Annotated in this window: 21 protein-coding genes; 7 read left to right on the top strand and 14 right to left on the bottom strand. The window is 45.9% G+C overall.

Annotation, left to right across the window (positions count from 1 at the left end; all coding sequences use genetic code 11):
* Window positions 1-2 precede the first annotated feature (2 nt).
* From gspL to gspC, 10 genes are all read right to left on the bottom strand, one after another.
* The gene (gene gspL, locus BCV39_RS09875) at window positions 3-1,250 is read right to left on the bottom strand and encodes a type II secretion system protein GspL (RefSeq protein ID WP_102432198.1); all 1,248 of its coding nucleotides are present in this window, start codon (window positions 1,248-1,250) and stop codon (window positions 3-5) included.
* On the bottom strand, window positions 1,219-2,268 hold the full coding sequence (gspK, locus tag BCV39_RS09870) for a type II secretion system minor pseudopilin GspK (RefSeq protein WP_102432199.1): 1,050 nt from the start codon (window positions 2,266-2,268) through the stop codon (window positions 1,219-1,221). Before gspK ends, gspL begins: the two co-directional genes overlap by 32 nt.
* The gene (gspJ, locus tag BCV39_RS09865) at window positions 2,252-3,019 is read right to left on the bottom strand and encodes a type II secretion system minor pseudopilin GspJ (RefSeq protein ID WP_102432200.1); all 768 of its coding nucleotides are present in this window, start codon (window positions 3,017-3,019) and stop codon (window positions 2,252-2,254) included. The genes gspK and gspJ overlap by 17 nt, the downstream gene beginning before the upstream one ends.
* On the bottom strand, window positions 3,006-3,395 hold the full coding sequence (gene gspI / locus BCV39_RS09860; RefSeq protein WP_102432201.1) for a type II secretion system minor pseudopilin GspI: 390 nt from the start codon (window positions 3,393-3,395) through the stop codon (window positions 3,006-3,008). Before gspI ends, gspJ begins: the two co-directional genes overlap by 14 nt.
* Window positions 3,382-3,975, bottom strand: coding sequence for a type II secretion system minor pseudopilin GspH (gene gspH / locus BCV39_RS09855; RefSeq protein WP_061019412.1), 594 nt, complete (start codon window positions 3,973-3,975; stop codon window positions 3,382-3,384). Before gspH ends, gspI begins: the two co-directional genes overlap by 14 nt.
* 65 nt (window positions 3,976-4,040) lie before the next feature.
* On the bottom strand, window positions 4,041-4,484 hold the full coding sequence (gspG, locus tag BCV39_RS09850; protein WP_017062485.1) for a type II secretion system major pseudopilin GspG: 444 nt from the start codon (window positions 4,482-4,484) through the stop codon (window positions 4,041-4,043).
* Window positions 4,485-4,572: 88 nt separating this feature from the next.
* Complete coding sequence (gene gspF / locus BCV39_RS09845) at window positions 4,573-5,793, bottom strand: type II secretion system inner membrane protein GspF (RefSeq protein WP_048661299.1); 1,221 nt, start codon at window positions 5,791-5,793, stop codon at window positions 4,573-4,575.
* Between the two features lies 1 nt (window position 5,794).
* Window positions 5,795-7,297, bottom strand: coding sequence for a type II secretion system ATPase GspE (gspE, locus tag BCV39_RS09840; RefSeq protein ID WP_048661298.1), 1,503 nt, complete (start codon window positions 7,295-7,297; stop codon window positions 5,795-5,797).
* On the bottom strand, window positions 7,297-9,321 hold the full coding sequence (gspD, locus tag BCV39_RS09835) for a type II secretion system secretin GspD (RefSeq protein ID WP_052880256.1): 2,025 nt from the start codon (window positions 9,319-9,321) through the stop codon (window positions 7,297-7,299). Before gspD ends, gspE begins: the two co-directional genes overlap by 1 nt.
* Before the next feature lie 41 nt (window positions 9,322-9,362).
* Window positions 9,363-10,244, bottom strand: a complete 882-nt coding sequence (gene gspC / locus BCV39_RS09830) for a type II secretion system protein GspC (RefSeq protein WP_102432202.1) — start codon at window positions 10,242-10,244, stop codon at window positions 9,363-9,365.
* Window positions 10,245-10,575: 331 nt separating this feature from the next.
* On the opposite strand from gspC, the gene hslR reads away from it, so the two are divergent.
* The 4 genes from hslR (at window position 10,576) to BCV39_RS09810 (ending at window position 15,962) form a co-directional block, all read left to right on the top strand.
* Entirely contained in the window at window positions 10,576-10,962 is a 387-nt protein-coding gene (hslR, locus tag BCV39_RS09825; protein WP_048663055.1) for a ribosome-associated heat shock protein Hsp15, read from the top strand.
* Window positions 10,963-10,980: 18 nt separating this feature from the next.
* Window positions 10,981-11,874 (top strand): Hsp33 family molecular chaperone HslO, encoded by an 894-nt coding sequence (gene hslO, locus BCV39_RS09820; protein ID WP_048669600.1) that lies wholly within the window; start codon window positions 10,981-10,983, stop codon window positions 11,872-11,874.
* A 337-nt stretch (window positions 11,875-12,211) separates the two neighbouring features.
* Window positions 12,212-13,837, top strand: a complete 1,626-nt coding sequence (gene pckA, locus BCV39_RS09815) for a phosphoenolpyruvate carboxykinase (ATP) (RefSeq protein WP_048661293.1) — start codon at window positions 12,212-12,214, stop codon at window positions 13,835-13,837.
* A 154-nt stretch (window positions 13,838-13,991) separates the two neighbouring features.
* On the top strand, window positions 13,992-15,962 hold the full coding sequence (locus BCV39_RS09810) for an AsmA family protein (protein WP_102432203.1): 1,971 nt from the start codon (window positions 13,992-13,994) through the stop codon (window positions 15,960-15,962).
* Between the two features lie 44 nt (window positions 15,963-16,006).
* On the opposite strand, the gene BCV39_RS09805 is transcribed toward BCV39_RS09810, so the two are convergent.
* The 3 genes from BCV39_RS09805 to BCV39_RS09795 are packed head-to-tail and all read right to left on the bottom strand — an operon-like array spanning window position 16,007 to window position 18,306.
* On the bottom strand, window positions 16,007-16,942 hold the full coding sequence (locus BCV39_RS09805; protein WP_048661291.1) for a bifunctional GNAT family N-acetyltransferase/hotdog fold thioesterase: 936 nt from the start codon (window positions 16,940-16,942) through the stop codon (window positions 16,007-16,009).
* 16 nt (window positions 16,943-16,958) lie between these two features.
* On the bottom strand, window positions 16,959-17,393 hold the full coding sequence (dtd, locus tag BCV39_RS09800; protein ID WP_004735590.1) for a D-aminoacyl-tRNA deacylase: 435 nt from the start codon (window positions 17,391-17,393) through the stop codon (window positions 16,959-16,961).
* Entirely contained in the window at window positions 17,365-18,306 is a 942-nt protein-coding gene (locus BCV39_RS09795; protein WP_080967389.1) for a virulence factor BrkB family protein, read from the bottom strand. Before BCV39_RS09795 ends, dtd begins: the two co-directional genes overlap by 29 nt.
* A 221-nt stretch (window positions 18,307-18,527) precedes the next feature.
* On the opposite strand from BCV39_RS09795, the gene BCV39_RS09790 reads away from it, so the two are divergent.
* Both BCV39_RS09790 and BCV39_RS09785 read left to right on the top strand, forming a co-directional pair.
* On the top strand, window positions 18,528-19,169 hold the full coding sequence (locus tag BCV39_RS09790) for a DUF2959 domain-containing protein (RefSeq protein ID WP_048663052.1): 642 nt from the start codon (window positions 18,528-18,530) through the stop codon (window positions 19,167-19,169).
* A 31-nt stretch (window positions 19,170-19,200) separates the two neighbouring features.
* Window positions 19,201-19,731 (top strand): AAA family ATPase, encoded by a 531-nt coding sequence (locus tag BCV39_RS09785; protein WP_102432204.1) that lies wholly within the window; start codon window positions 19,201-19,203, stop codon window positions 19,729-19,731.
* Between the two features lie 344 nt (window positions 19,732-20,075).
* Here the strand turns inward: BCV39_RS09785 and typA are convergent, their stop codons facing one another.
* Complete coding sequence (typA, locus tag BCV39_RS09780) at window positions 20,076-21,911, bottom strand: translational GTPase TypA (protein WP_017059220.1); 1,836 nt, start codon at window positions 21,909-21,911, stop codon at window positions 20,076-20,078.
* A gap of 562 nt (window positions 21,912-22,473) precedes the next feature.
* On the opposite strand from typA, the gene glnA reads away from it, so the two are divergent.
* Window positions 22,474-23,883, top strand: coding sequence for a glutamate--ammonia ligase (gene glnA, locus BCV39_RS09770; RefSeq protein WP_048661288.1), 1,410 nt, complete (start codon window positions 22,474-22,476; stop codon window positions 23,881-23,883).
* Window positions 23,884-23,933 lie beyond the last annotated feature (50 nt).

The following is a 23,933-nucleotide window of genomic DNA, read 5'->3' as shown; positions in this document are numbered from 1 at the left end:
GGTTATTGATGGGGTTTAAGAGTAAAGCTGCCAAATACAGCATCGCCATTACGGTTTAATGGACCTTGTTCAACGGTAAATTTCTCTTCGAGCTTAACTCTCGCAGTCTCAAAGTGTTGGAAATCAGAGCTTTTAGCCTGAAGTCGAACCTCAGAGCGGTTGCCATCGTAGCGAATACTTTCGACTTCGATTGACTTCACCTGCCCTAGCGTTTCTGGCAATAACGCTAGCCAGCCTAGTAAGGAGTCACCCTCGCCTGAACCGCCATATTTCTTGGCTTCATCGTTCATCTGACGCTTAAGATAGCTCACTGTTGGGATACGTTGTTTACCTGGGAGCACTGCTCTGAAAATACGTTCACTCTCCATGCGGTAAGCTTGTGCTTGAGCTTCGTATTGTTGAACCTTCAACACTTGTTGAGTCACAATCACAGCCACCAGCAAACAAGCAGCAATCGCTACTTTCTGCCATACGCGCCAATATTTACTGAATGAAGATTTGGTTTTAAAGGTGCCAGTCAGTAAATTTACGCCGCTTGTGATCGCTTGTTGGCTCAGCAAAGACATCACCAATTCCGCAGGCTTTGCTTGCCAATTCGCACCGCTCTGCTGTTGAACGTCTTCGCTCGGCATCGCGGTATAGCTAAAGATAGTCGTCGCTTGCTCTTCGTCATCAGCAACAACCCAATCACTTTGCAGAAACATAGGTAACCATGCTTCGCTGATCGACACGGCTTGATAGTTACCTTGACGTTGAGAGTTACCTTGGCGCAATAACCAATGCTGGTCGATCTGCAATGCACTGATGCCAGATTCTTCCAGAGGCACGGCCAGTGTATCTGGTAACACCTTACGGAAGATAATATTGGCTTCACGAAACAGGTCTAAAGCTTGCTTTAACCATTCGCGGTCGACACCACACACGGTAGCGTGCGTTGCGTCTTTATCTAAAATCGTCAGGTGTAAATCTTCGATATCTTGTGCGACTTCGTCTTCTAATAAAAACGGCAGCATAGAATCGAACTGGCGAGCAGCACCTTTCGGGATCTCAACACGCTTAATTAAGCATTCATTTCCCGGCAATAAAGCGATACAGCTGCGCTTTTCAGCGTAAGGCGTTAACTCATCCAACTGCTCCCAGCTAGACAACTCGCCACTTGCTATCACTTCTTGTTGGCTTGTCGACCAAACTAACCACTGCACAGGGCTTTGTGGTTCGCTACTCAGTCGAACGGTCAGAAACTCGCTCACTGATTCCTCCAAAACGACGGCGTACTACCGTCACTGTTTCTCGATTACTACTATAGAAAAGCGTCCGTATACGTACACGTGACTGCTCAACTAATACCTCTGCATCTAGCTCAAAATAGGCGCTATCTACAGTTAAATATGCTTTCGCTTTTTTGCTAACTTCGGCACTCACGCCAACAATGGCAGGTTCAGCCATAAAAGCATCCACCGTATCCCAGCCATCAAATGGGCGTTTGTCTATTAGCTGTTTAGCATCTGACTCACTTAAACCAGGTGCAAACATCGCCTCCAATAAAGACGCCTGCTTTTCCGTGAGTGTATTCACGTTCAAGCGAAAATCGTCGCTCGGTAGAGCGCAAACAAACGGGCGAACCTTATTCATCACTTCACCCGTGACCTGATAAACCGCTCTTAGCTCAGATTCATCCGCCATTAAGCCATTCGCCGCCAAATAAGATGGCTTCATCGCTTCATAGGTGCTGTCTTCTACCCCCGCTGAAGAGGTGGTTCGGGTATCTGCGTCAACAAATTCCCACGTTGAGTTTGCAATAACCTCGGCCTGATAAGGCTCAACGTCTTGGTTTTCTAATAAGGTTTGCCAAACCGTGATCAAATAAGGTGTCTGGTTACTTGAAGTGGTCGTCACTCCCGCCAATGCATTGAGATTAAAGCAAGCCTGAGCATCAACGATGCGTCCCTTAACTTGACCGTAATCCAATGGGTATACCTGCTCTTCTAGCGCCCATGGTTGACTTAAGTTTACGGTATCACTGTCTTTGTAGCTTTGCCTAATGCCGTCTTGCACCAGCGCTTCTACGCCAATGCTGTACCAATAAGCCTGTTGGTAATTCAGTTGATTACCAACGCGCTTGAATTGCGTAAACAGACGTTCCGACATACTGCCAGCGATAGTTGCCATGATCGCCAATAGCATCAGGATAATGATCAGCGCGACACCACGCTGCTTACGACCCATAGCTGACCTTGTCCGTGCAAGCTTGTTAGTTCGATGAGTCATTATTCCCCTCATTACTGCCTGAAGAGTCACTGTTTGAAGCATCATCGGCCTGATATAGCGTGCCACCGGGAGTGAGATAAACACGCTCTATCTCACCATAATCTTTCAAGGTTAGCTTTAACCTTACCGCTTTCGGTAGTGATTTGTCGGTTTGCCACTCTTTGCCCCAGCGGCTTCCGTCATAAAACTCGAATTCCAAGCTTTCAACATCATCAAGCAAAGGCGTAATCACACCTTCTTGGCCTGCAGGGGTATCGGGGTAACGCCACCACACACGCTCAAGTGTTTCTTCTTTAATACGGTAGCCCACTTTGGTGACCTCTCCGCGAGGAAACTGCTGCTGTGGGTTATGCCAACCAAGGCGAGTAAACATGATGCCAACGCTGTCGGAATCCAGTAAATACTCTTTCATTAGTATCAGCTTAGATGATGCTTCTTCACCGTTGGTACGAAATTTTCGCACCGCCATCTGGCGAAAGTCATTATCTAAAATGACTAAACTACGTTGCAGTTGATTCAAGCGGGCACTGCGCTCGATTGAGAGTTCATTGCTGCGCTGAACCTGATTCACTACCTGATAAGCCGCCATGCTCAACGTGGCAAAGATAGCGATCGAGACCAAAACTTCAATTAAGGTAAAGCCTCTCCCTTTTGAAGATAGACCTTGTTTACGTGGCGTACGCTTATTTGCCGACATGCTCTTACCTAGCGACTTGCTCTTAGCTAACCACACGTTTTTAGTTAACCACATAGCTGCGCACCGTGACCACTGGAGAAGCTTTTTTATTGGTTGCCACACTCACATCAAACGCCTTTAATAAATCATCGCTAGTATCGATTGGCGTAACTTTCCAGAACCACTCTCTTCCAGCCAACTCTTGTGTACCCTGTGCTTTTTTAAGCTTCTCAGGATGCAGCATCACCAAGGCCATTTGATTATCAACGACCATAGCAGCGAAGGTTTTTTCTTCTAGATAACTGAGAGTATTGATGTGCTGCGTAACAGCACGAATCACACTGATCGCTGCCGTTGCGAAAATAGCGAGCGCAACCAATACTTCAAGCAGAGTCATTCCTCGAGAACCAAGGGTCATACCACGAGAAGGAGAACGGTTATTCCTCTTCATATTCTTCTCCCGGCTCTAGTAATCGAATGACACCATTATCCAATACTCGAATACGCCAACCATCTTGTATGGTGTCTCCGGTATTTGGATAAAACGACAATACAAATGGCGTCATTTCAGCACTCGACAAGATGTAGATCTGTGGTGGCTTTGGCTTCTTTTCCTCTTCCAGATCCGCAAACATATCTTCATCAAACAAGCTTCCTGGATTGAACAGCCGATCATCGTCTTCCCATGCACCACCACCTAGAGTCAGTGACAATGCGAGTTCTTCCGGCAATTCAGTTGAAGAGGGGATTTTTTCAAAGTCGACTTCTTGCCAGCCTTCAGACTTAAGCGCCATCAGTACATAGGTCGATTTTTTTTCATCAACCCGAACACCAAAATCCAAGCCACTTAAAATAGCTTCTTCATTGAGTAGCTGAACTCGTTGATAAAAACTTTGAGCGTATTTTTTAGCAACATCTTTACTATTGGTAGGAATGGTCGCGATCACCGCGACCGCCGTTACTGACAGTAATACCAATACCAAAAGAATCTCAATTAAGGTGAAACCTGGCTGTGTTTGCTTAGTTTTCACCTTTAGACTCCATCTGTTTACGTCCTAACATCAAATAACGGCATCAAGTGACAATAAGCCTAGGCTTACTGAAAGTCTTGCATGTTCCAGTTGCCGATATCCGCAGCAATACCTTCACCACCTTCTTGGCCATCAGCGCCAAGTGTAAAGATATCGATAGTGCCGTTATCACCAGGGCTTAGGTATTGGTACTCATTGCCCCATGGGTCGTTAGGTAGACGCTTGATGTAGCCACCGTCACGGTAGTTACGAGGCTCTGGGCTACTTGGTTTAGAAACCAATGCATCAAGACCTTGATCCGTTGTTGGGTAAACGCTGTTATCCAGTTTGTACATATCGAGCGCATTCTCTAGCGCCACGATATCAGTGATGGCTTTTTGTTGGTCAGCCTTCTCTTTGTTACCCAATAGGTTAGGTACAACAAAGCTCGCCAATACGCCAAGGATAACCACAACAACCATCACTTCTAATAGGGTAAAGCCTGATTGTTTCTTCATTCTGTTTTTCATTATTTTCTCCAAATTACAGACAGCGAGTTGAAGGTAATAATGTCCTTCTTCTCGATAATCCAAAAACTAACGTCTTGTGAGCAGTCATTTAGCCGCTCATTAAATTATTCATTTCAAGCATCGGCATTAAGGTCGCCATCACAATGAACAGCACTAAGCCTGCCATCAAAGCGATAAGTGCTGGTGTGAAAATACCTAGCGCGATATTCACGGTCGATTCAAAGCTTTGGTCTTGGTTGTCCGCCGCTCTTGTCAGCATTTGTTCTAACTGACCACTCTGCTCACCACTGGCGATCATATGCAGCATCATTGGAGGGAAGAGTTTGGTTTGATCGAGCGCTTTACGCAGGCTTGCCCCTTCTCTAACACTGTCTGATGCCTGTAATACTTGTTGCTTCACATGGTGATTCGACATTACATCAACCGCCACTTTCATCCCTTCAAGAATAGGAATCGCACTCGAAGTACAGATAGAGAGTGTTCGAGCAAAACGAGAGGTATTAATCCCTTTTGCTATTTTGCCGATCAGTGGAATGCTTAATAGCTTGCGATCCCAACTCATGCGAACGCCCGGTTTTTTCAGCGCGGTCTTAATCAACACAATCACACCAATGATCAACAACAGTAATTGGATACCCCAATTCTGGATAAATTCACTTGATGCCAATAAAAATTGTGTCGATTGAGGAAGCTCTTGGCCCATTTGGATAATAGGCTCGACAATCTTAGGTACCACGGTTGCCAACAGGAACGAAACAATCGTCACCGCAAACACCACCAGCACCACAGGGTAGATCATCGCTTGTAGCAGCTTAGAGCGCATCTTCTGGCGGTTTTCTGCATAATCGGCTAACCGCTCCAATACCGCATCTAAGTGACCAGATTTCTCACCAGCCGCAACCATGGCTCTAAACAGTTCATCGAAGATGTGTGGGTAATCAGCCAAGCTATCCGCTAGCGAATAACCTTCCGTTACCTTCGAACGAACCGCCAGTAGCATGGTTCGAATGCGTGGCTTTTCAGATTGTTCCGCCACGGCCTTCAGACACTCTTCTAGCGGCATGCCAGACTGAACGAGCGTGGATATTTGTCGAGTAATTAAAGCAAGATCAGGTGTACTGATACCACGCTTAAAGCTGGTCGAGGGCTGAGCACCTTTCGCAGTTTTAGCCTTGGCTTCAGTCATCTCAACCGGCATCAAGCCTTGTTCTTTCAAGCGTTGGCGAGCCTGACGAGCGTTATCCGCTTCAATAGAGCCTTTTTTGCTCTTACCTTTGGCATCCAGTGCTTTGTATTCAAATGCCGCCATACTAGACTTCCTTGGTCACACGCATCACTTCTTCTAAGGACGTTACCCCTTTTAGAACTTTGCTCAAGCCATCATCTCGAATACTTGGGGTTGTGCCACGAATTGCTTTCTCAATCGCCTGTTCGCCAGCTTCACTGTGAATAAGCTCTTGCACCGAGTCGTCAATCATCAGGAGTTCATGAATACCGGTACGGCCTCGATAGCCTTTGTGACTGCAGTTTTCACACCCTTTGGCATGGTAAAGCGTAAGGCTGTCTTTCTTCTTCAACCCAAACAGCTTCTTCTGCTCTTTATCCGCTTCGTAAGGTTCTTTACAGTCGTTACATAGGGTACGAACCAAGCGCTGAGCCAAAACACCCAGCAGCGAAGAAGAGATCAAGAAGGGTTCGATGCCCATATCACGTAGACGTGTAATCGCACCGATTGCCGTATTGGTGTGAAGGGTCGACATTACTAAGTGACCGGTCAAAGAGGCTTGAACAGCGATCTCAGCGGTCTCTAAGTCACGTATCTCACCAATCATTACCACATCCGGGTCTTGACGAAGAATGGCACGTAAACCACGCGCAAAGGTCATATCAACCTTAGGGTTCACTTGTGTTTGGCCAATGCCATCGATATCGAATTCGATTGGGTCTTCAACGGTTAGAATATTTCGCTCATTACTGTTGAGCTCTTGCAGGCCAGCGTACAAGGTCGTTGATTTACCAGAACCCGTAGGACCAGTAACCAAGATGATACCGTGTGGGCGCTGAATAAGCTTACGGAAGTTTTCGTGGTTCTCGGCCGTCATGCCTAAACTGTGCAGGTCTAGACGAGTCGCGTTCTTATCCAACAGACGCATTACCACGCGCTCACCGTGCGATGAAGGCATCGTAGACACACGAACATCGACCGCTCGACCACCGATACGCAGAGAAATACGACCATCTTGTGGCACGCGTTTTTCCGCAATATCTAGCTTAGCCATAACCTTGACACGTGACACCAACAGCGGAGCCAGTTTACGGCTCGGCGCAAGAACATCACGCAACACACCATCAATACGGAAACGGATAGACAGTGATTTCTCAAAGGTTTCGATATGAATATCTGAAGCACCCTCTTTGATCGCCTCACCCAACATCGCGTTAATTAGCTTGATGATTGGTGCATCGTCTTCCGATTCAAGTAAGTCTTCATCTTGTGGCAACTCTTCTGCTAGCGAGAAGAAGTCGTCGTTGTCAGCACCAATGTCTTCCATTAGCTGACGAGCTTCCGACGAGTCACGCTGATACGCATCGGTCAATTTTTTATCAAATTCGTCTGCGCTGATCGCTTGTGGCGTGAAGCCATTTTTCACCACACGGCTTACTTCAATGATCGCCGCCGATTTTAGAGGCTCTACATAATAAAGTGCCGGCGGACGCTCTGGATGCTGATATTCCAACACCATCTTGTAGCGATTCGCAAAGCTAAACGGCAAGCGCTGATAAGTACGTGCCGCCCCTACCAATTCAGCCATTATTCTGTTTCCATTTGATCAATGAAGGCTTGGATTTCAGCCGGGTGATTCATGTCTGCACCAAATTTAGGCAGTACTGGAATATTATCGTCAGCCATCAGTTTCAAACCTTGCTCTGCCTTGTACAGCTGCTCAGCTCGAATGAAGTTGTATTTACGCTGAGTGATACCATCAGCCGTCATACCATCACGGATGATGGTCGGTTTGATGAATACCATTAGATTCTTTTTCTCAACCTGAGTACTGGTTGACTTGAACAGGTGCCCAAGAACAGGAATATCACCCAAGAATGGCACCTTAGATTCACTCTCTAACGCACGTTCATCAATCAAACCACCCAGCACCAGCATTTGGCCATCTTGAACAATCACAGAGGTGTTCAGTTGACGCTTAGCAAAACGTACATCTACCGCGCCGTTCGCGCCCAATACGTTCGACACTTCTTGTTCAATATTCAGCTGAACAGAATCGCCTTCGTTGATTTGTGGAACAACCTTCAGCTTGATGCCCACTTCTTTACGTTCAACCGTTTGGAATGGATTATCGTTGCTTGAACCTGCTGTTGAACCTGTTAAAACAGGCACCTCTTCACCCACAATGAATGACGCTTCGCCGTTGTCCATCACGGTAATACTTGGAGAAGATAGGATGTTTGAGTTTGAATCGGTCGCTACCGCACTAATAAGTGCAGTCCAGTCACCCATCACCACACTCATTGCCGCGCCATTAACACCTGAAAGTGCAGAGGCTAATGTTGAATAATCACCTTCTTCAGTGGTGGTTTCATTTCGTAGGAATTTTCCATCAGAGTCATAAACAGCGGTGGTTGTAGTAGAATCTTTAGCTTCTTCTAGACCGACCATTACGCCACCAATTGACGCACCAGTGTTGCTGTACTGGATCATTGCACCTGTTTCTAGGTTACCCCATTGCACACCAAGGTTAACGCCATCGCCTTCAGCCATTTCAACGATCAAGGCTTCAATCAATACTTGAGCACGACGAATATCCAGCTGAGCGATCACGTCTTGCAGAGCGTTCATTATGTCAGGCTGCGCGGTAATAACTAGAGAGTTAGTATCACTGTGTGCAGAGATCATCACTTGGTTACGCTGCGATGAGCTGCCTTTGGTTGATGACTGCTTCTCTGATTGCAGATTATCCGACACACCTTTCAACACATCGACCAAATCTTCAGCTTTCGCATACTTTAGGTAGATAACTTGGTTGTTACCCTTGGTTGCCATTTCGACATCAAGTTGCTCGATAAGCTTTCTTAGACGGCTACGAACCTTAGGGTCACCAGAAATCAGAATCGCATTGGTACGCTCATCAGCAACCAGCTTAGGCTGTAGGAATGCAGGCGTATTCTTCGCATCTGTGGTTTTATTCAGCGCATCAACAATGCGTACCATCTCTGCTGCTGAGGCATTTTTTAGCTCAACGACTTCAATCTCTTTATCACCTGCTTGGTCAACACGCTTGATGATTTCCGCTAAACGGTTTACCACCGCCGCTCGGCCGGTAATAAGAATGATGTTGGCAGGATCGTAGTGCACTACGTTACCCGCACCGGCATTGTCGTTCAATTGACGAAGCAAAGGAGAAAGCTCACGAACCGAGACATTACGTACCGTCACAACACGCGTGACTACGCTGTCGCCAGTGATCGAATCACGGTCACCGACAACGGGAATTGCCGACGTTTTAGAGTCTTTAGCTTTGATGATCTTAAGAACACCCGAGTCCATTTCAACGACCGCGTAGCCATACACCTCTAATACGTTTAAGAAGAAGCTGTAATATTGCTCTTCATTCAATACGTCGTAGCTGCGTACATCGATTTTTCCGCGCACCGATGGATCAACGATGATCGTCTTCTCTAAATTACGACCAACAATATTAATAAACTCTTGGATATCAGTGCCTTTAAAGCTGGCACTAAAATCACTCGCGATGGCTGCGGGTGTGCAGATCAAGCTTCCTGCCAATAACCATGCACTTTTCTTAAACCAATGCTTCACGTACTTCTCCTACACTTTCGTCCTTCGTTAGACGCAAAGTTTTAAAATTCAATAAACACTTCATGTTGTTGACCATCTCTCTCGACGACGAGATTTAACTCTGTCAGCTCTGAGATAGAACGGAATATGTTGCCCATAGCGGCTGGGTCTGTCAGGTCTTGTCCATTTAACTGAGTAGCAATATCTCCGTTTTGGAGCCCCACTGAGTTAAAAAGTTCTGAATCTTTGCCAGGGCTCACACGATAACCAATAACACTATCGTCGCGCTTCACCTGAGACAGTCGAACATATTGGAAGATTTGTTGCGGATCTTTCATTATCTTCGCTTTAATTTCATCAAGCTTCTCTTCTGCAGAAGCCGGGTTATTACCACGAACCGAAGAAGAGGCTCGAGGTGACGCAGGCGCTGATACGGCCAAACGCTTGTACTCAATACCTTCAAGCATCAGGGTTTCGTCTCGTCCTGAGTTATCAATGATCACGCGATCGACTAATACCGCTTTGAGCTTGGCTCGGGTGCCTTCAATCTCTTCATTAATCCCGTAGGTCGCTTGCGTGCCGCGATTCGCGATCACTGCTAAGCTCAGTTTTGGATTAGAACTAGCGACTGCACCCACTAAAACGAGGTTTAATCTTGTCTTAGGCGCATCTTGAATAACTTGCTGTTCAACTACAGCGGGCGTGCTTGGGTTGTAAGCTCCAAACATGTTGCTCTGCTGCAAAGAAGATATATCCAGGGTCGATTGAGGCGTTGAAGACGATGAAGCCGATGCTGCCCAAGGCACGACGGTGTGCTCGGCAGGTTCGATAAACCATGCAAGCTGCCCTAAAATCCATGCGGAAGCAGCAATCAATACACAACAGATCGCTAGGCTTAGTTTCTGCTGAAGTACAAACCCATTCTCTAATAAGCGGCTCAACATAGGAGAATTACCTACGCGACTTTTGAGCTCTAAAAAGTTCACTTTCCTTGTCCCTTTTCATGACGACAAACGCTGCAAATCATTAAACTTTCAGCTTTTTTATTCATTCGTTCGATACCAAGCTTATTTAAGCAATAAGATCTTAAACTATATCATAGCAAATCGATAAATCGGCATAACATGGCTATTTTGTATTATGACTTGAAAAAAATGCCAACCGCCTCCACATAAAACCTCTACCTAATGTGATAAGCATCATCAAAAACATGTTGCGCACTGTTCATTACAGTTAAACCGCATTCATTTCTTACTAAATAAGGCACTGCCCTATATGAAAACTGCTAATGAAGCTGTCAGACTCGATAAATGGTTGTGGGCAGCACGCTTTTACAAAACTCGGTCCATTGCTCGTAACATGGTCGATGGTGGCAAAGTCCACTATAATGGTCAGCGCAGCAAGCCAAGTAAAATTGTCGAACTTGGGGCTGTGATTACACTGCGCCAAGGTAATGAAGAAAAGACGGTGACTATCGAGAAAATCTCTGCTCATCGTGGTGGAGCTCCAATCGCTCAAACCCTCTATGAAGAAACCACCGAGAGCTTGGCAAAAAGAGAAGAGTTTGCGACACAGCGTAAACTGAATGCTCATAACCCAGCTCCAGAGCGTCGCCCTGATAAGAAGCAACGTCGTGACATCATTAAGTTCAAGACTCAATAAGCTAGAAGGAATAGCCAAATGGCAGACCCAATGTCTACAAGTAATGTTTTAAATCGCTACCTATTTGAAGACCTATCAGTACGTGGTGAATTGGTACAAATGGATGAAGCGTACCAACAGATTATTTCTAGCAAGGAATACCCAGCACCAGTGCAAAAACTACTGGGCGAGCTATTGGTATCAACAACGCTATTAACTGCGACCTTAAAGTTTGAAGGTTCTATCACGATGCAATTGCAAGGTGACGGCCCAGTATCTCTAGCAGTTATCAATGGCGACCACGATCAGAAGATCCGTGGTGTTGCTCGTTTTGAAGGCGATATCGCAGATGACGCAGGTCTACACGACCTAATGGGTAAAGGCCACCTAGTGATCACTATCGATCCTAAGAAAGGTGAGCGCTACCAAGGTATCGTTGGTCTTGAAGGCGACACACTAGCTGAAGTACTTGAAGGTTACTTCGCAAACTCTGAACAGCTTAAGACCCGTCTATGGTTACGCACTGGCGAGCACGAAGGCAAAGCACATGCTGCAGGTATGTTGCTGCAAGTTATGCCTGACGGCACTGGCACACCAGACGACTTCGAGCACCTAGAGCAACTGACAGACACAGTGAAAAACGAAGAGCTATTTTCTCTTGAAGCAAACGAACTGCTTTACCGTTTGTACAACCAAGAGAAAGTACAGCTATTCACACCACAACCGGTTGAGTTCTTCTGCGGCTGTTCACGCGATCGAAGCGCAGCTGCAATCATTACCGTTGCTCAAGAAGAGATCTACGACATCCTAAGTACCGAAGGAAGCGTTGGTCTGCACTGCGATTATTGTGGCACAAACTACTCGTTCGACAAGAACGATGTTGACGCACTGTACGCAGAAGCAGCAGATAAAGGCAGCAATACGGTTCATTAATTTACGGCGTACCTAAAACACGTAATTTACCCCAAAAAGGTCAGCACTAAGCTGGCCTTTTTTGTGATCAAAATAGCGCAAACTCCGTAACATCTCGTAATAAAATCACCGCTTAATTTTAATCAATTAATAATGTTCTCACCCCTAGCGCAAAGGTTTGCGTACAGGATAGACTAGTTGGGCCAATATGTGACGAGACGCTTAAAACCCTATGGTTAATATGGGTATTTTTTGAGCTGTATCCCTGTTTCCCCCGAGTCTCGTTGCTAGCATGGTGAGCAGATAACAATAAAAAATTAATACAAAATCCCTACAAAATATCCTACAAGGAGCACCTATGACCGTTATGGAACATACAAAGGCTGCACAAATTGATCTAACTAAGCACGGACTGACTGGCGTTACTGAAGTTCTTCGTAATCCTAGCTACGAGCAGTTATTCGTTGAAGAAACACTGCCAGGTTTGGAAGGCTACGAAAAAGGCGTAGTAACGGAACTAGGCTCTGTTGCGGTAGACACTGGTATCTTTACTGGCCGCTCACCAAAAGATAAGTACATTGTTAAAGATGACACGACCCGCGATACCATGTGGTGGTCAGATCAAGGCAAAAATGACAACAAACCGATTACAACTGAAGTATGGAATGAGCTGAAAGAGCTTGTGACAACTCAGCTATCTGGCAAGCGCCTGTTTGTCATCGACGGTTATTGTGGTGCTAACCCTGATACGCGCTTAAGTGTACGTATTATCACTGAAGTAGCGTGGCAAGCGCACTTCGTTAAGAACATGTTCATTCGTCCAACAGACGAAGAGCTAGCAACGTTCGAACCAGATTTCGTGGTAATGAACGGTGCTAAAACAACCAACCCTAATTGGGAAAAACAGGGTCTGAACTCTGAAAACTTCGTTGCTTTCAACCTAACAGAGCGCGTTCAAATCATCGGTGGTACTTGGTACGGCGGTGAGATGAAGAAAGGCATGTTCGCAATGATGAACTACCTGCTTCCTCTGCAAGGCATTGCTTCAATGCACTGTAGTGCAAACGTCGGCGAAAAAGGCGATGTAGCCATCTTCTTCGGCCTATCTGGTACAGGTAAAACAACTCTATCAACCGATCCTAAACGTGAGCTAATCGGTGATGATGAGCACGGTTGGGACGATGATGGCATCTTCAACTTCGAAGGTGGTTGTTACGCGAAAACCATTCGCCTATCTAAAGAAGCAGAACCAGAAATCTACAATGCAATCCGTCGCGACGCACTACTAGAAAACGTAACGGTTCGTGGTGATGGTTCTATCGACTTTGATGACGGTTCAAAAACTGAGAACACTCGTGTTTCTTACCCGATTCACCACATCGATAACATCGTTAAACCAGTATCAAAAGCAGGCCATGCTCAAAAAGTTATCTTCCTGACTGCTGATGCATTCGGTGTACTACCACCAGTTTCTAAACTGACTCCAGAGCAAACGAAGTACCACTTCCTATCTGGCTTCACTGCGAAACTAGCAGGTACTGAGCGTGGTATTACTGAGCCAACACCAACATTCTCTGCGGCATTTGGTGCGGCGTTCCTTACTCTTCACCCAACTCAGTACGCTGAAGTGCTCGTGAAACGTATGGAAGCAGCTGGCGCTGAAGCTTACCTAGTGAACACAGGTTGGAACGGCACAGGCAAGCGTATCTCTATTCAAGATACTCGTGGCATCATCGACGCAATCCTAGATGGCTCTATCGACAAGGCTGATACTAAGGTTATCCCTATGTTCAACCTAGAAGTGCCACTAGCGCTACACGATGTTGACCCAGCGATTCTTGACCCACGCGACACGTACACTGACCCACTACAATGGGAAAGCAAAGCGAAAGATCTAGCCGAACGCTTCATCAACAACTTTGACAAGTACACAGACAACGCTGAAGGTAAGTCACTTGTTGCCGCTGGTCCTCAACTGGACTAATCCAACCATCTGCTCGGGCTTAGCCAAAAGCGAACGTCCTATTTAAAATGATATTTTTGTAGCAAGCCCCTCTTTTGAGGGGCTTTTTTGTTGATGCTTGACCCTTTTTGTTCCACTCTGTTTTAAGACTATTGAGATTTAAGGCTTTCAGGGAATGAAAAAGGTATTGATGGTGTTCGGCATTGTGTTGGCTATCGCCGTTGCGTTTATCGCAGCATTGCTGTTAAGCCTACAAACCCAATACCGCGCCGATGTTGCTAACTTTTTTATCAAGCATACGATTGAACAACCTGTGCTCATTGAAGATGTTGAGTATCAGGCGCCTTATCACATCACCTTGATGGGCATCACCCAAAGCCAATCGGAAAAACAACCACCCCTGTATATCGACAAGGTCGACATCTGGTTCAGCCCAGACTCTATTCTTGAAACTAAGCTGGTTTTGGACTCTGTATTGATCAGCGGACTGCAGTTAGAAGCCAACGATCTAGACACATTCACATCAGTGTTTACCCAACCAAACCTCAAGCTCCGTCAGCTAGCGATCAATAATCTAGATTTCTCGACTCCAGACTTTAATGCACGAGGCATCAACCTTCAGATCGCCGGCCCCGTGTGGGATAACCAAAACTCACTGCTACCTTATGGCAAAACCCAACTTTCAGCCTCGCAGTTATATTGGCAAGGTGAAGCATTCGATAACCTGTTGATTGACCTGGACCTCAAGCCGAGTGACAGCACCCTTTATGGTACTTCGTTTGACTGGCGTGGCGCTAAGATTTCCGGACAAGCAGAGCAATATCAGCAAGATTGGTCGTTAGTGAATGTGACCATCGATGGCTTACGACTCAATCAGCAGCAAACCCAAAGCCTACTAAGCAAAGAGTGGGATGTGGCAGGTATTCAGATTAACCACATCAACAGCCTAGATATTCTGCGTAGCGATGTAGAGTGGAAAGGTGGCCATCTCGCAGCCTTTGATGCCTCGTTAGAAAATATCCAACTACCCTTTGAACTGTGGAAGCAACAGAAAGCCATTTTCTCTCTGCAAGCTGAAGGAGTGACCATTGATGATGACATGTTCATCGGGCCAAGCCTCAAGCTCAACCTAGAAGCAAACCAGATTCTGATTGAGGATTTCTATACTCAATTCCTGCAGGGCACTGTGCAACTCAATGGCGAAATAACACCTAGCAGCATTGAATTAGCGCAACTCGACCTGCAAGGCATAAAATGGATTACTGAAAGCCAAGATAAAAACCTCCCTGCTACTCGCCTAATCCCTTGGCTCACACAACTCCAGAGCATCGAGGTTAGCCGACTTAACATAGAACGCAGTCAACTCATCCAACTCGCAGAAAAACCTTACTGGCAGGTCTCAGGGTTACATGTTGAGGGGCATCAAGTTCAATTGCTGCAAGATAGAAAACTAGGTTTGTGGCAAGGAAAGCTAATGGCGAGCGCCAATGATGCCAGCTACCAAAACATTGTAAGCGCTCAGCCAGTGATGGAAATGAATAGCGAACAAGGGAAATGGACGCTGACACGTCTGTTTGCACCTCTCAGAAATGGCTACATTGAAGCCAATGCGACACTCGACTTTAACCAAATCAGCAAGCCATGGAGCTTAGATATTTCTGCCGATGGGTTACCTATTGCGCCTATGCTGCAGCGACTCGAATTACCACTCGATGCAACCGGTTATGGCGAATTCGAACTTCAAGCTTCAGGTTTATATGGCGACTCACTGATGCTGGGCTATTCGACCACAGGTCAACTCACTGGTAGCGTTCGCCAAGGCGTGATGACCTTTAACGACAGGCTTTCTGAAACTTCAACCGATAACGTATTCGAGATCCCAGAGCTCAATGCCAATTTTGACCGTGGACGCTTCACTCTCGAACCGATGCACATTATTGGTGCATCGGCAGCAGAGCAAGGCGAACAAAGGATTCAAACGCTCAATGGTGAGGTTTCTGGAGAGCTCGACTTGCTTAAAGCCGAGCAACACACCCTATCGATTACCCTATCGGACACATGCCATCAAATCTCAGGCAAGCTCACCCAAGCGGAGTATTCGGAGATTAACGACTGCCAACAAAAAAGCGCCACTCCTCAGGAGTAGCGCTTTCAATCAATAATTCTATCTATCATCAAGCGAGCGTGAAGTTATTCACTCGCCTTGCTATCCGTCGATAGTATTTTCTTATAATCAGGGATCAGCATATAGGTACCGGTAAACTCTACCGCTTCCACATCGCCGCTGTGAATGGTCACGTGAATGATGATACGTGCCTTTCTGCCTGACGCGAGGCGGTCTAAATCACCACTGATACCGTCTAACGAAGTAGAGGCAACAGGATTTTGCTCAACCGGATGACGATAACGAATATTACTGTCTGCCAATACGATATCACCGGTCAGGCCACGCTCTTTCATCAGTAACCACGTCATACCCCAACCCGTTAAAGTCGCAAGCGTAAAGGCGGAGCCTGCAAACATGGTGTTATGCGGGTTCAAATTAGGATTCAGTTGAGCACTACACTCAAATTGGTAACCTGTATATTGGTTAATCTTGATGCCCATCTTGTCACTGATCGGGATCTGATGTTCCCAGCGCTGCTGCAGCTCATTACACCATTCAGGTTTGCGCAGTACATCCGCCATTGGGTCAAGGTGCTTAACCATTTGTTGGTGACGCACTGGGCCACGTTGGTCGTTAATCTCACCGCGACGTTCAAATTCATTCTTCTCATAGAATGAGATCGCATCTTCACGTGCATTACACACCAAGCGCTTAGCGCCCTCTTGACGCGCTAATGACTCTAGCGCAACCAAGATCAGTGAGCCCATGCCTTTGCTTCGGCGAGAGTTCTTCACCGCCATGTAGCGGATCTGACCTTCTAGATCTGGGGTGATATACAGACGACCAATCGCCATCGGGCGACCACGGCCATCAACAATCATACGATGGTGACTCATTGGGTCATATTCATCGCGCTCTGAACCTACCGGCATTCGCCAAGGTTCACGGAGCATCTGCCAACGAAAATGGTAATACTTGTTTAGCTGATTTTCGGTGGTCGGTGTTATGAGTTTAAACATGCTTATTCCTTTAAGCCTAAACCTGCAGCCAGAATGTTACTGGGCCATCATTAACCAAAGACACTTTCATGTCGGCTGCGAAGCGGCCACGTTCCGTTGGCAACACTGATTCACATTGGTCAGAGAAATAGTTGTAAAGACGCTCTGCATCTTCTGGGTGAGCACCACGAGAAAACCCTGCTCGTGTCCCTTTCTTGGTATCGGCTGGCAGAGTGAATTGAGACACCACTAATACCTTACCTTCTACCTGTTTCACGTTGAGGTTCATTTTATCGTCTTCATCTCCAAAGACACGATAAGTAGTTACTCGTTCCATCAAACGCTTGGCTTTGGCTTCGTCATCACCTTTTTCTACGCCTAACAAAACCAATAAGCCTTGCTCAATCTCACCAACTACTTCGCCATCAACACGGACGGCAGCTTCACTTACTCTCTGGATCAGTGCTATCACTGTTGTTTCCTTGCTCTGTGATTTTGTCTTTATCCGACGAGTGTACCATTTCTTTCGAGTCACTCCACTGTTCCTGCTCACCCAATGCGGCCGTCACCTCAGCCCCCACCAGCACGATCAACCAGCACAAATACACCCAAACAAACAGAATAGGAATTGCCGCTAATGCGCCATAAATCAACTGGTAAGAAGGGAATTGCGTAATGTAGGCTGCAAAGCCTTTCTTACTGAGTTCGAACAACAGAGCCGCAACCAGAGAGCCCGCTGCTGCATGAGAAAAGTGTATCTTTTTGTTGGGAACCAGCAGGTACAGACCGAAGAACGCAAAGAAAGAGAGAATCAAAGGAAGTTTGCGAATCACGGTATTAAAGGCACCAGACACCACCTCATTTTGCAATAAGCTCAATGATGTCACGTAAGACGTTGCAGCAATACTCGCACCGACCAAGATAGGTCCAAGCGTGAGCACCATCCAGTACATAGAAAAAGACAGCACCGCACGTCGCTTTTCCGTTACTCGCCAGATGTAGTTTAGGTTCTTATCAATATTCGAGATCAGCATCAGCGCTGCAATGAATAAGAACACACTACCTACCGCCGTCATCTTGCCGGTATTGGCAACGAACTCTAACAAAGCACCGTGCACCGCATCTCCTGATGCTGGAACAAAGTTGGTAATGACGAAATTTTGAATCACCACGCCAACATCAGCAAAGACTGAGAATGACGACAAGATAGAGAGCAAAACCGTCAACATCGGCACAATTGAGAGCAAGGTAATGTACGCCAAGTACCCCGCATTCACGTTGACTCTATCATGCGTCATGCGCGCCAAAAGATAGCGAGAAAACTGAATACTGAGTGTGGCGACCTTTTTTATCTTCAACTTGTAACTCCCTGGTAACTCGTTCATAGTCCTAATTATTATTCCGTTATATTAATCACAGTAAGTAAATGTTCAAAAATAGCGTAGGAAAAAGGCTTGAGAACAAGGAAGCCCTTCTCGGCAAAGAATAGTTTCGATAAGTAGTCATTCTACAATCAAAAATTCTAACGCCGTTATCGAGCATTTTAACAAGCTAGATTGAGCAGTTATTTACTACGATTGATATTATTTAACTATAGGAAACTAGGATGCCTTATTTAATAGTTATAGTCCTCTCTATTTTTACTCTTACTGGATGCCAATCCGCTTATTACTCCGCAATGGAGCAAGTGGGTTACCACAAACGTGACATTATGGTCGACAGAGTAGAAGACGCGAAAGAGTCTCAGCAGGATGCTCAGGAAGAATTTACCAGCGCACTTGAAGCCTTGAGTAGCCTGACTAACTTCAGTGGTGGCGACCTTGAAGACATGTACAACAAGATTAATGATAAATACCAAGACAGCGAGAAAGCCGCACAAAATGTCAGTGACCGCATTGCTGCGATTGAAGATGTGTCCGATGCGCTATTTGAAGAGTGGCAGGGTGAGTTAGATCTCTACACCAGTGATTCACTGCGTCGTTCAAGTGAGAAAAAGCTGCGTGAAACCAAATCGTCTTACCAAACCATGCTATCAGCAATGAAAAGAGCTGAGAAGAAAATGGATCCGGTACTGAACACTCTTCGCGACAACACGCTTTATCTCAAGCACAACCTCAATGCGAGTGCGGTTGGTTCACTGCAAGGCGAGTTCATGAGCTTAGAAAAAGACATCGCCTACGCGATTAAGCAGATGAATGCTGCCATCGCAGAATCAGATAAATTCCTAGCTCAGCTGAACCAAAAATAACATCAGTAGAAACGAATCAAGATAAGCCCGTATGAACCCAATCATTATTACTGGCGGTCCCGGAGCCGGAAAAACAACTCTGATTAATGCCTTGGGTGACATGGGTTACCCAACCTTCGCAGAGTCCTCTCGCCAGCTGATCGAAGAACAAAGTCAGCTTGAAAACGGTATCTTGCCTTGGTTAGACCTTCCGGGCTTTGCTCAGCTATGTTTAGGTGTAATGAGCGAGCAGAAAGAGCAAGCGAGGCAGCACCCAACTGCATTTCTCGATCGCGCTATTCCAGATATCGGTGGCTATTTGGCTCAGGCTAAACTAGATATAGATGCGACTTACCGAGAAGCAAGCAAGGGTTATCACTCACAAGTCTTGTTCTGCCGACCAGAGGCTTCGATTTATGTTCAAGATGAAGTGCGCCCTTACCCCTTTGAAGAAGCATTAGAGATTCACTACGCGCTGGTCAACGTCTATCAAGAGCTAGGTTATGAGATCGTTGAAGTGCCATTTATGTCGGTAGCTGAGCGAGTTCAATTCGTTGAAAGCCACCTAGGAATCAAAAGCTAGATTCCAGATATCTCGTCCCTCAATTCTGGAATGACGATTCGATGAGTAGATATAAAACACGCTCTTCGTATCACGCATCTCGTCTACTCGCACTAAACAAACCACCGTCATTCCCTACAGCGAGGAACGAGCGTGATAGGGAATCTCTTCCATGCCGTAAAAAGATTCCAGATATCTCGTCCCTCGATTCTGGAATGACGATTCGATGAATAGGTATGGAACACGCTCTTCGTATCCCGCATCTCGTTTACCCGTATCTATCCTAATGCCATATAAAACAAAAGCCCCGAGCAGCTAGGCTACTCAGGGCTTTCTTAATTAGCTAGAAGCTGGTCAGCTGGCAATTAAGCCTTAGCTGGACGTGCTGCACGCTTACGTTCGTTTTCAGTAAGAAGCTTCTTACGGATACGAATGCTTACTGGCGTTACTTCTACTAGTTCGTCTTCGTCGATGAACTCAAGAGCTTGCTCTAGAGTGTGACGGATAGGTGGCGAAAGAACCTGTGCTTCATCAGTACCTGATGCACGAACGTTCGTTAGCTGCTTACCTTTCAGACAGTTTACTGTTAGGTCGTTTGAACGGTTATGAATACCGATGATTTGACCTTCGTATACTTCATCCGCGTGCTCAGCAAATAGACGACCACGTTCTTGTAGGTTGAATAGTGCGTAAGTCAGAGCTTTACCAGTAGCGTTCGAGATTAGAACACCGTTGTTACGTTGACCAATTACGCCGCCTTTGTGAGGACCGTAGTGATCAAATGAGTGGTAAAGAAGACCAGAACCAGACGTTAGCGTTAGGAACTCAGTTTGGAAACCGATAAGACCACGAGAAGGCATCATGAAGTCCATGCGAACACGGCCTTTGCCATCTGGAGACATATCAGTTAGCTCACCTTTACGTAGACCGATGTTTTCCATGATGCCACCTTGGTGCTCTTCAAGCACGTCGATAGTCACAGTTTCAAACGGTTCAGTTAGGTTGCCATCTTCGTCTTTCTTGATGATAACTTCTGGACGAGATACAGCTAGCTCGAAACCTTCACGACGCATGTTTTCGATCAGGATAGATAGGTGAAGTTCACCACGACCTGAAACACGGAAACGATCTGGGTTATCAGTTTCTTCAACACGTAGTGCAACGTTGTGTACTAGTTCTTTCTCTAGACGCTCAAGGATGTTACGTGAAGTAACGAACTTACCTTCTTTACCCGCGAACGGAGAAGTGTTTACTTGGAACGTCATTGTTACTGTTGGTTCATCAACAGAAAGCGGAGTCATTGCTTCAACATTGTTTACGTCACAGATAGTGTCTGAAATTTTCAGCTCACCAAGACCAGTGATTGCAATGATGTCGCCAGCGTTAGCTTGCTCAACTTCGTGACGGTCAAGACCTAGGTAACCAAGAACTGTACCTACTTTACCGTTACGTTTTTTGCCTTCTGCATTTACGATAGTTACTTGTTGGTTTGGCTTAACAGAACCACGAGTAACACGAGCAACACCGATAACACCTACGTAAGAGCTGTAATCAAGTTGCGAAATTTGCATTTGTAGTGGACCGTCAAGGTCAACTGCAGGCGCGTCTACTGTATCAACAACAGCTTGGAACAATGGTTCCATGTTCTCGCCAGTTTCGCCTTCAGTCATTGTTGCCCAACCGTTTAGAGCTGAAGCGTAAACAACTGTGAAGTCTAGTTGCTCATCAGTAGCACCTAGGTTGTCGAAAAGGTCGAATACTTGATCCATAACCCAATCAGGACGAGCGCCTGGGCGGTCAATTTTGTTGATTACAACGATTGGCTTAAGACCGTGTGCGAATGCTTTTTGCGTTACGAAACGAGTTTGAGGCATTGGGCCGTCAACTGCGTCAACGATAAGCAGAACAGAATCAACCATAGACATGATACGCTCAACTTCACCACCGAAGTCCGCGTGTCCCGGAGTATCTACGATGTTGATGCGGTAATCATTCCAGTTGATTGCTGTGTTCTTAGCAAGAATGGTAATGCCACGCTCTTTTTCGATGTCATTCGAATCCATGACACGCTCTTCAGCTTCACCACGAGACTCAAGAGTGCCTGACTGTTGTAGCAGTTTATCAACCAAAGTCGTTTTACCGTGGTCAACGTGCGCGATGATCGCGATATTTCTTAACTTATCAATCTGTGGAGTAGACATGGATTCTCGATTCACTCATAAAAGTAGCCGTCACTTATCTCAAAAGTTTGGATAATAACCGCTAGCTTGATTTAAAAAACGGTCAATAATATACCAGATTCTAGACAAAAACCCAGAAATATGTGATCTGAACCGGGGCTTTTTTCTTTATTAGCGATTCATATCCGCTTAACTTTGATTCAGTACAGTGTTGAGCAGCCAAATTCGTAGGACTCTAAAAAAGCATCACCTGCGAGTGGCGAGCCAAATCTCCCGCAAAATAAAAAAAGTGGATTGACAACTTAGGCAATTCATTGCTGAATGGTGCTCGCTTATGTCTCATATTGGTGCACAGATAAACCACTGCACCAACAAGGTGCAACTAAAGATCATTTTGGTGCAAAAACCAGATTAAGCAAAATCAAAAAACAAGTAAATCATTGAAATTAATGGAATAATTTTTTTGGCACGTTTTTGGCTATAGATAAATCAGCATCGATTAATGCACTTAGAGACATTAATCAATGCTAGTTTCAACCGAATCGAGCTAATACCGAATTAATAACACTGGAGGTTATCCAAGATGTCAGTAGAAAATGTACTATCCCTGATCCAAGAGAACGAAGTTAAATTTATCGACTTACGTTTTACTGATACAAAAGGTAAAGAGCAGCATATCTCTATTCCTTCTCACCAAGTTGATGCAGACTTCTTCGAAGAAGGCAAAATGTTTGACGGCTCTTCAGTAGCTGGTTGGAAAGGCATTAACGAATCTGACATGGTAATGATGCCAGACGCAGCATCTGCTGTACTGGACCCATTCACAGAAGACGCAACACTAAACATCCGTTGTGACATTCTTGAGCCTGCAACAATGCAAGGCTACGACCGTGACCCACGCTCTATCGCTAAACGTTCTGAAGAGTACCTACGTTCTACAGGTATCGCAGACACAGTTCTAGTTGGTCCAGAGCCAGAGTTCTTCCTATTTGATGACGTTAAGTTCTCAAACGACATGTCTGGTTCTTTCTTCAAGATCGACGACGTAGAAGCAGCTTGGAACACAGGTACTGAATTCGAAGGTGGTAACAAAGGTCACCGTCCTGGCGTTAAAGGCGGTTACTTCCCAGTAGCTCCTGTAGATTCATCTCAAGACATCCGTTCAGCAATGTGTCTAGTAATGGAAGAGATGGGCCTAGTAGTTGAAGCTCACCACCACGAAGTAGCAACTGCGGGTCAAAACGAAATCGCTACTCGCTTCAACACGCTAACAGCGAAAGCTGATGAAACTCAAATCTACAAGTACGTTGTACACAACGTTGCTCACGCATTTGGTAAAACAGCGACATTCATGCCTAAGCCACTAGTTGGTGATAACGGTTCTGGTATGCACGTTCACCAATCTCTAGCAAAAGACGGTGTTAACCTGTTTGCTGGTGATAAGTACGGCGGCCTATCTGAAATGGCTCTTTACTACATCGGTGGTGTAATCAAGCACGCTCGTGCAATCAACGCGTTTGCTAACCCATCAACTAACTCGTACAAGCGTCTTGTACCTGGTTTCGAAGCACCTGTAATGCTTGCTTACTCAGCACGTAACCGTTCTGCTTCTATCCGTATCCCAGTAGTACCAAGCCCTAAAGCACGTCGTATCGAACTACGTTTTGGTGACCCAGCAGCTAACCCATACCTATGCTACTCAGCAATGCTTATGGCTGGCCTTGACGGCATCAAGAACAAGATTCACCCAGGCGAAGCTATGGATAAAGATCTATACGACCTTCCTGCAGAAGAAGCAGCTGAAATCCCAACAGTTGCAGAATCTCTACAAGAAGCTCTAGCAGCGCTTAGCGAAGACCGTGAGTTCCTAACAGCTGGCGGCGTATTCTCTGACGACTTCATCGATTCTTACATCACTCTGAAATCTGACGACGTACAACGCGTGAACATGGCTACACACCCACTTGAGTTTGAACTGTACTACTCAGTTTAATCTCCAGTAGAGATAAGCTATTTCTTACTGCAACCTTGTAAGAATCGCTG

The organism is Vibrio sp. 10N.286.55.E10 (genome assembly GCF_002872555.1).
GTDB lineage: Bacteria > Pseudomonadota > Gammaproteobacteria > Enterobacterales > Vibrionaceae > Vibrio > Vibrio crassostreae.
Note: the sequence above shows the minus strand (reverse complement) of the source record. Positions and strands in the feature narration are given on the sequence as shown.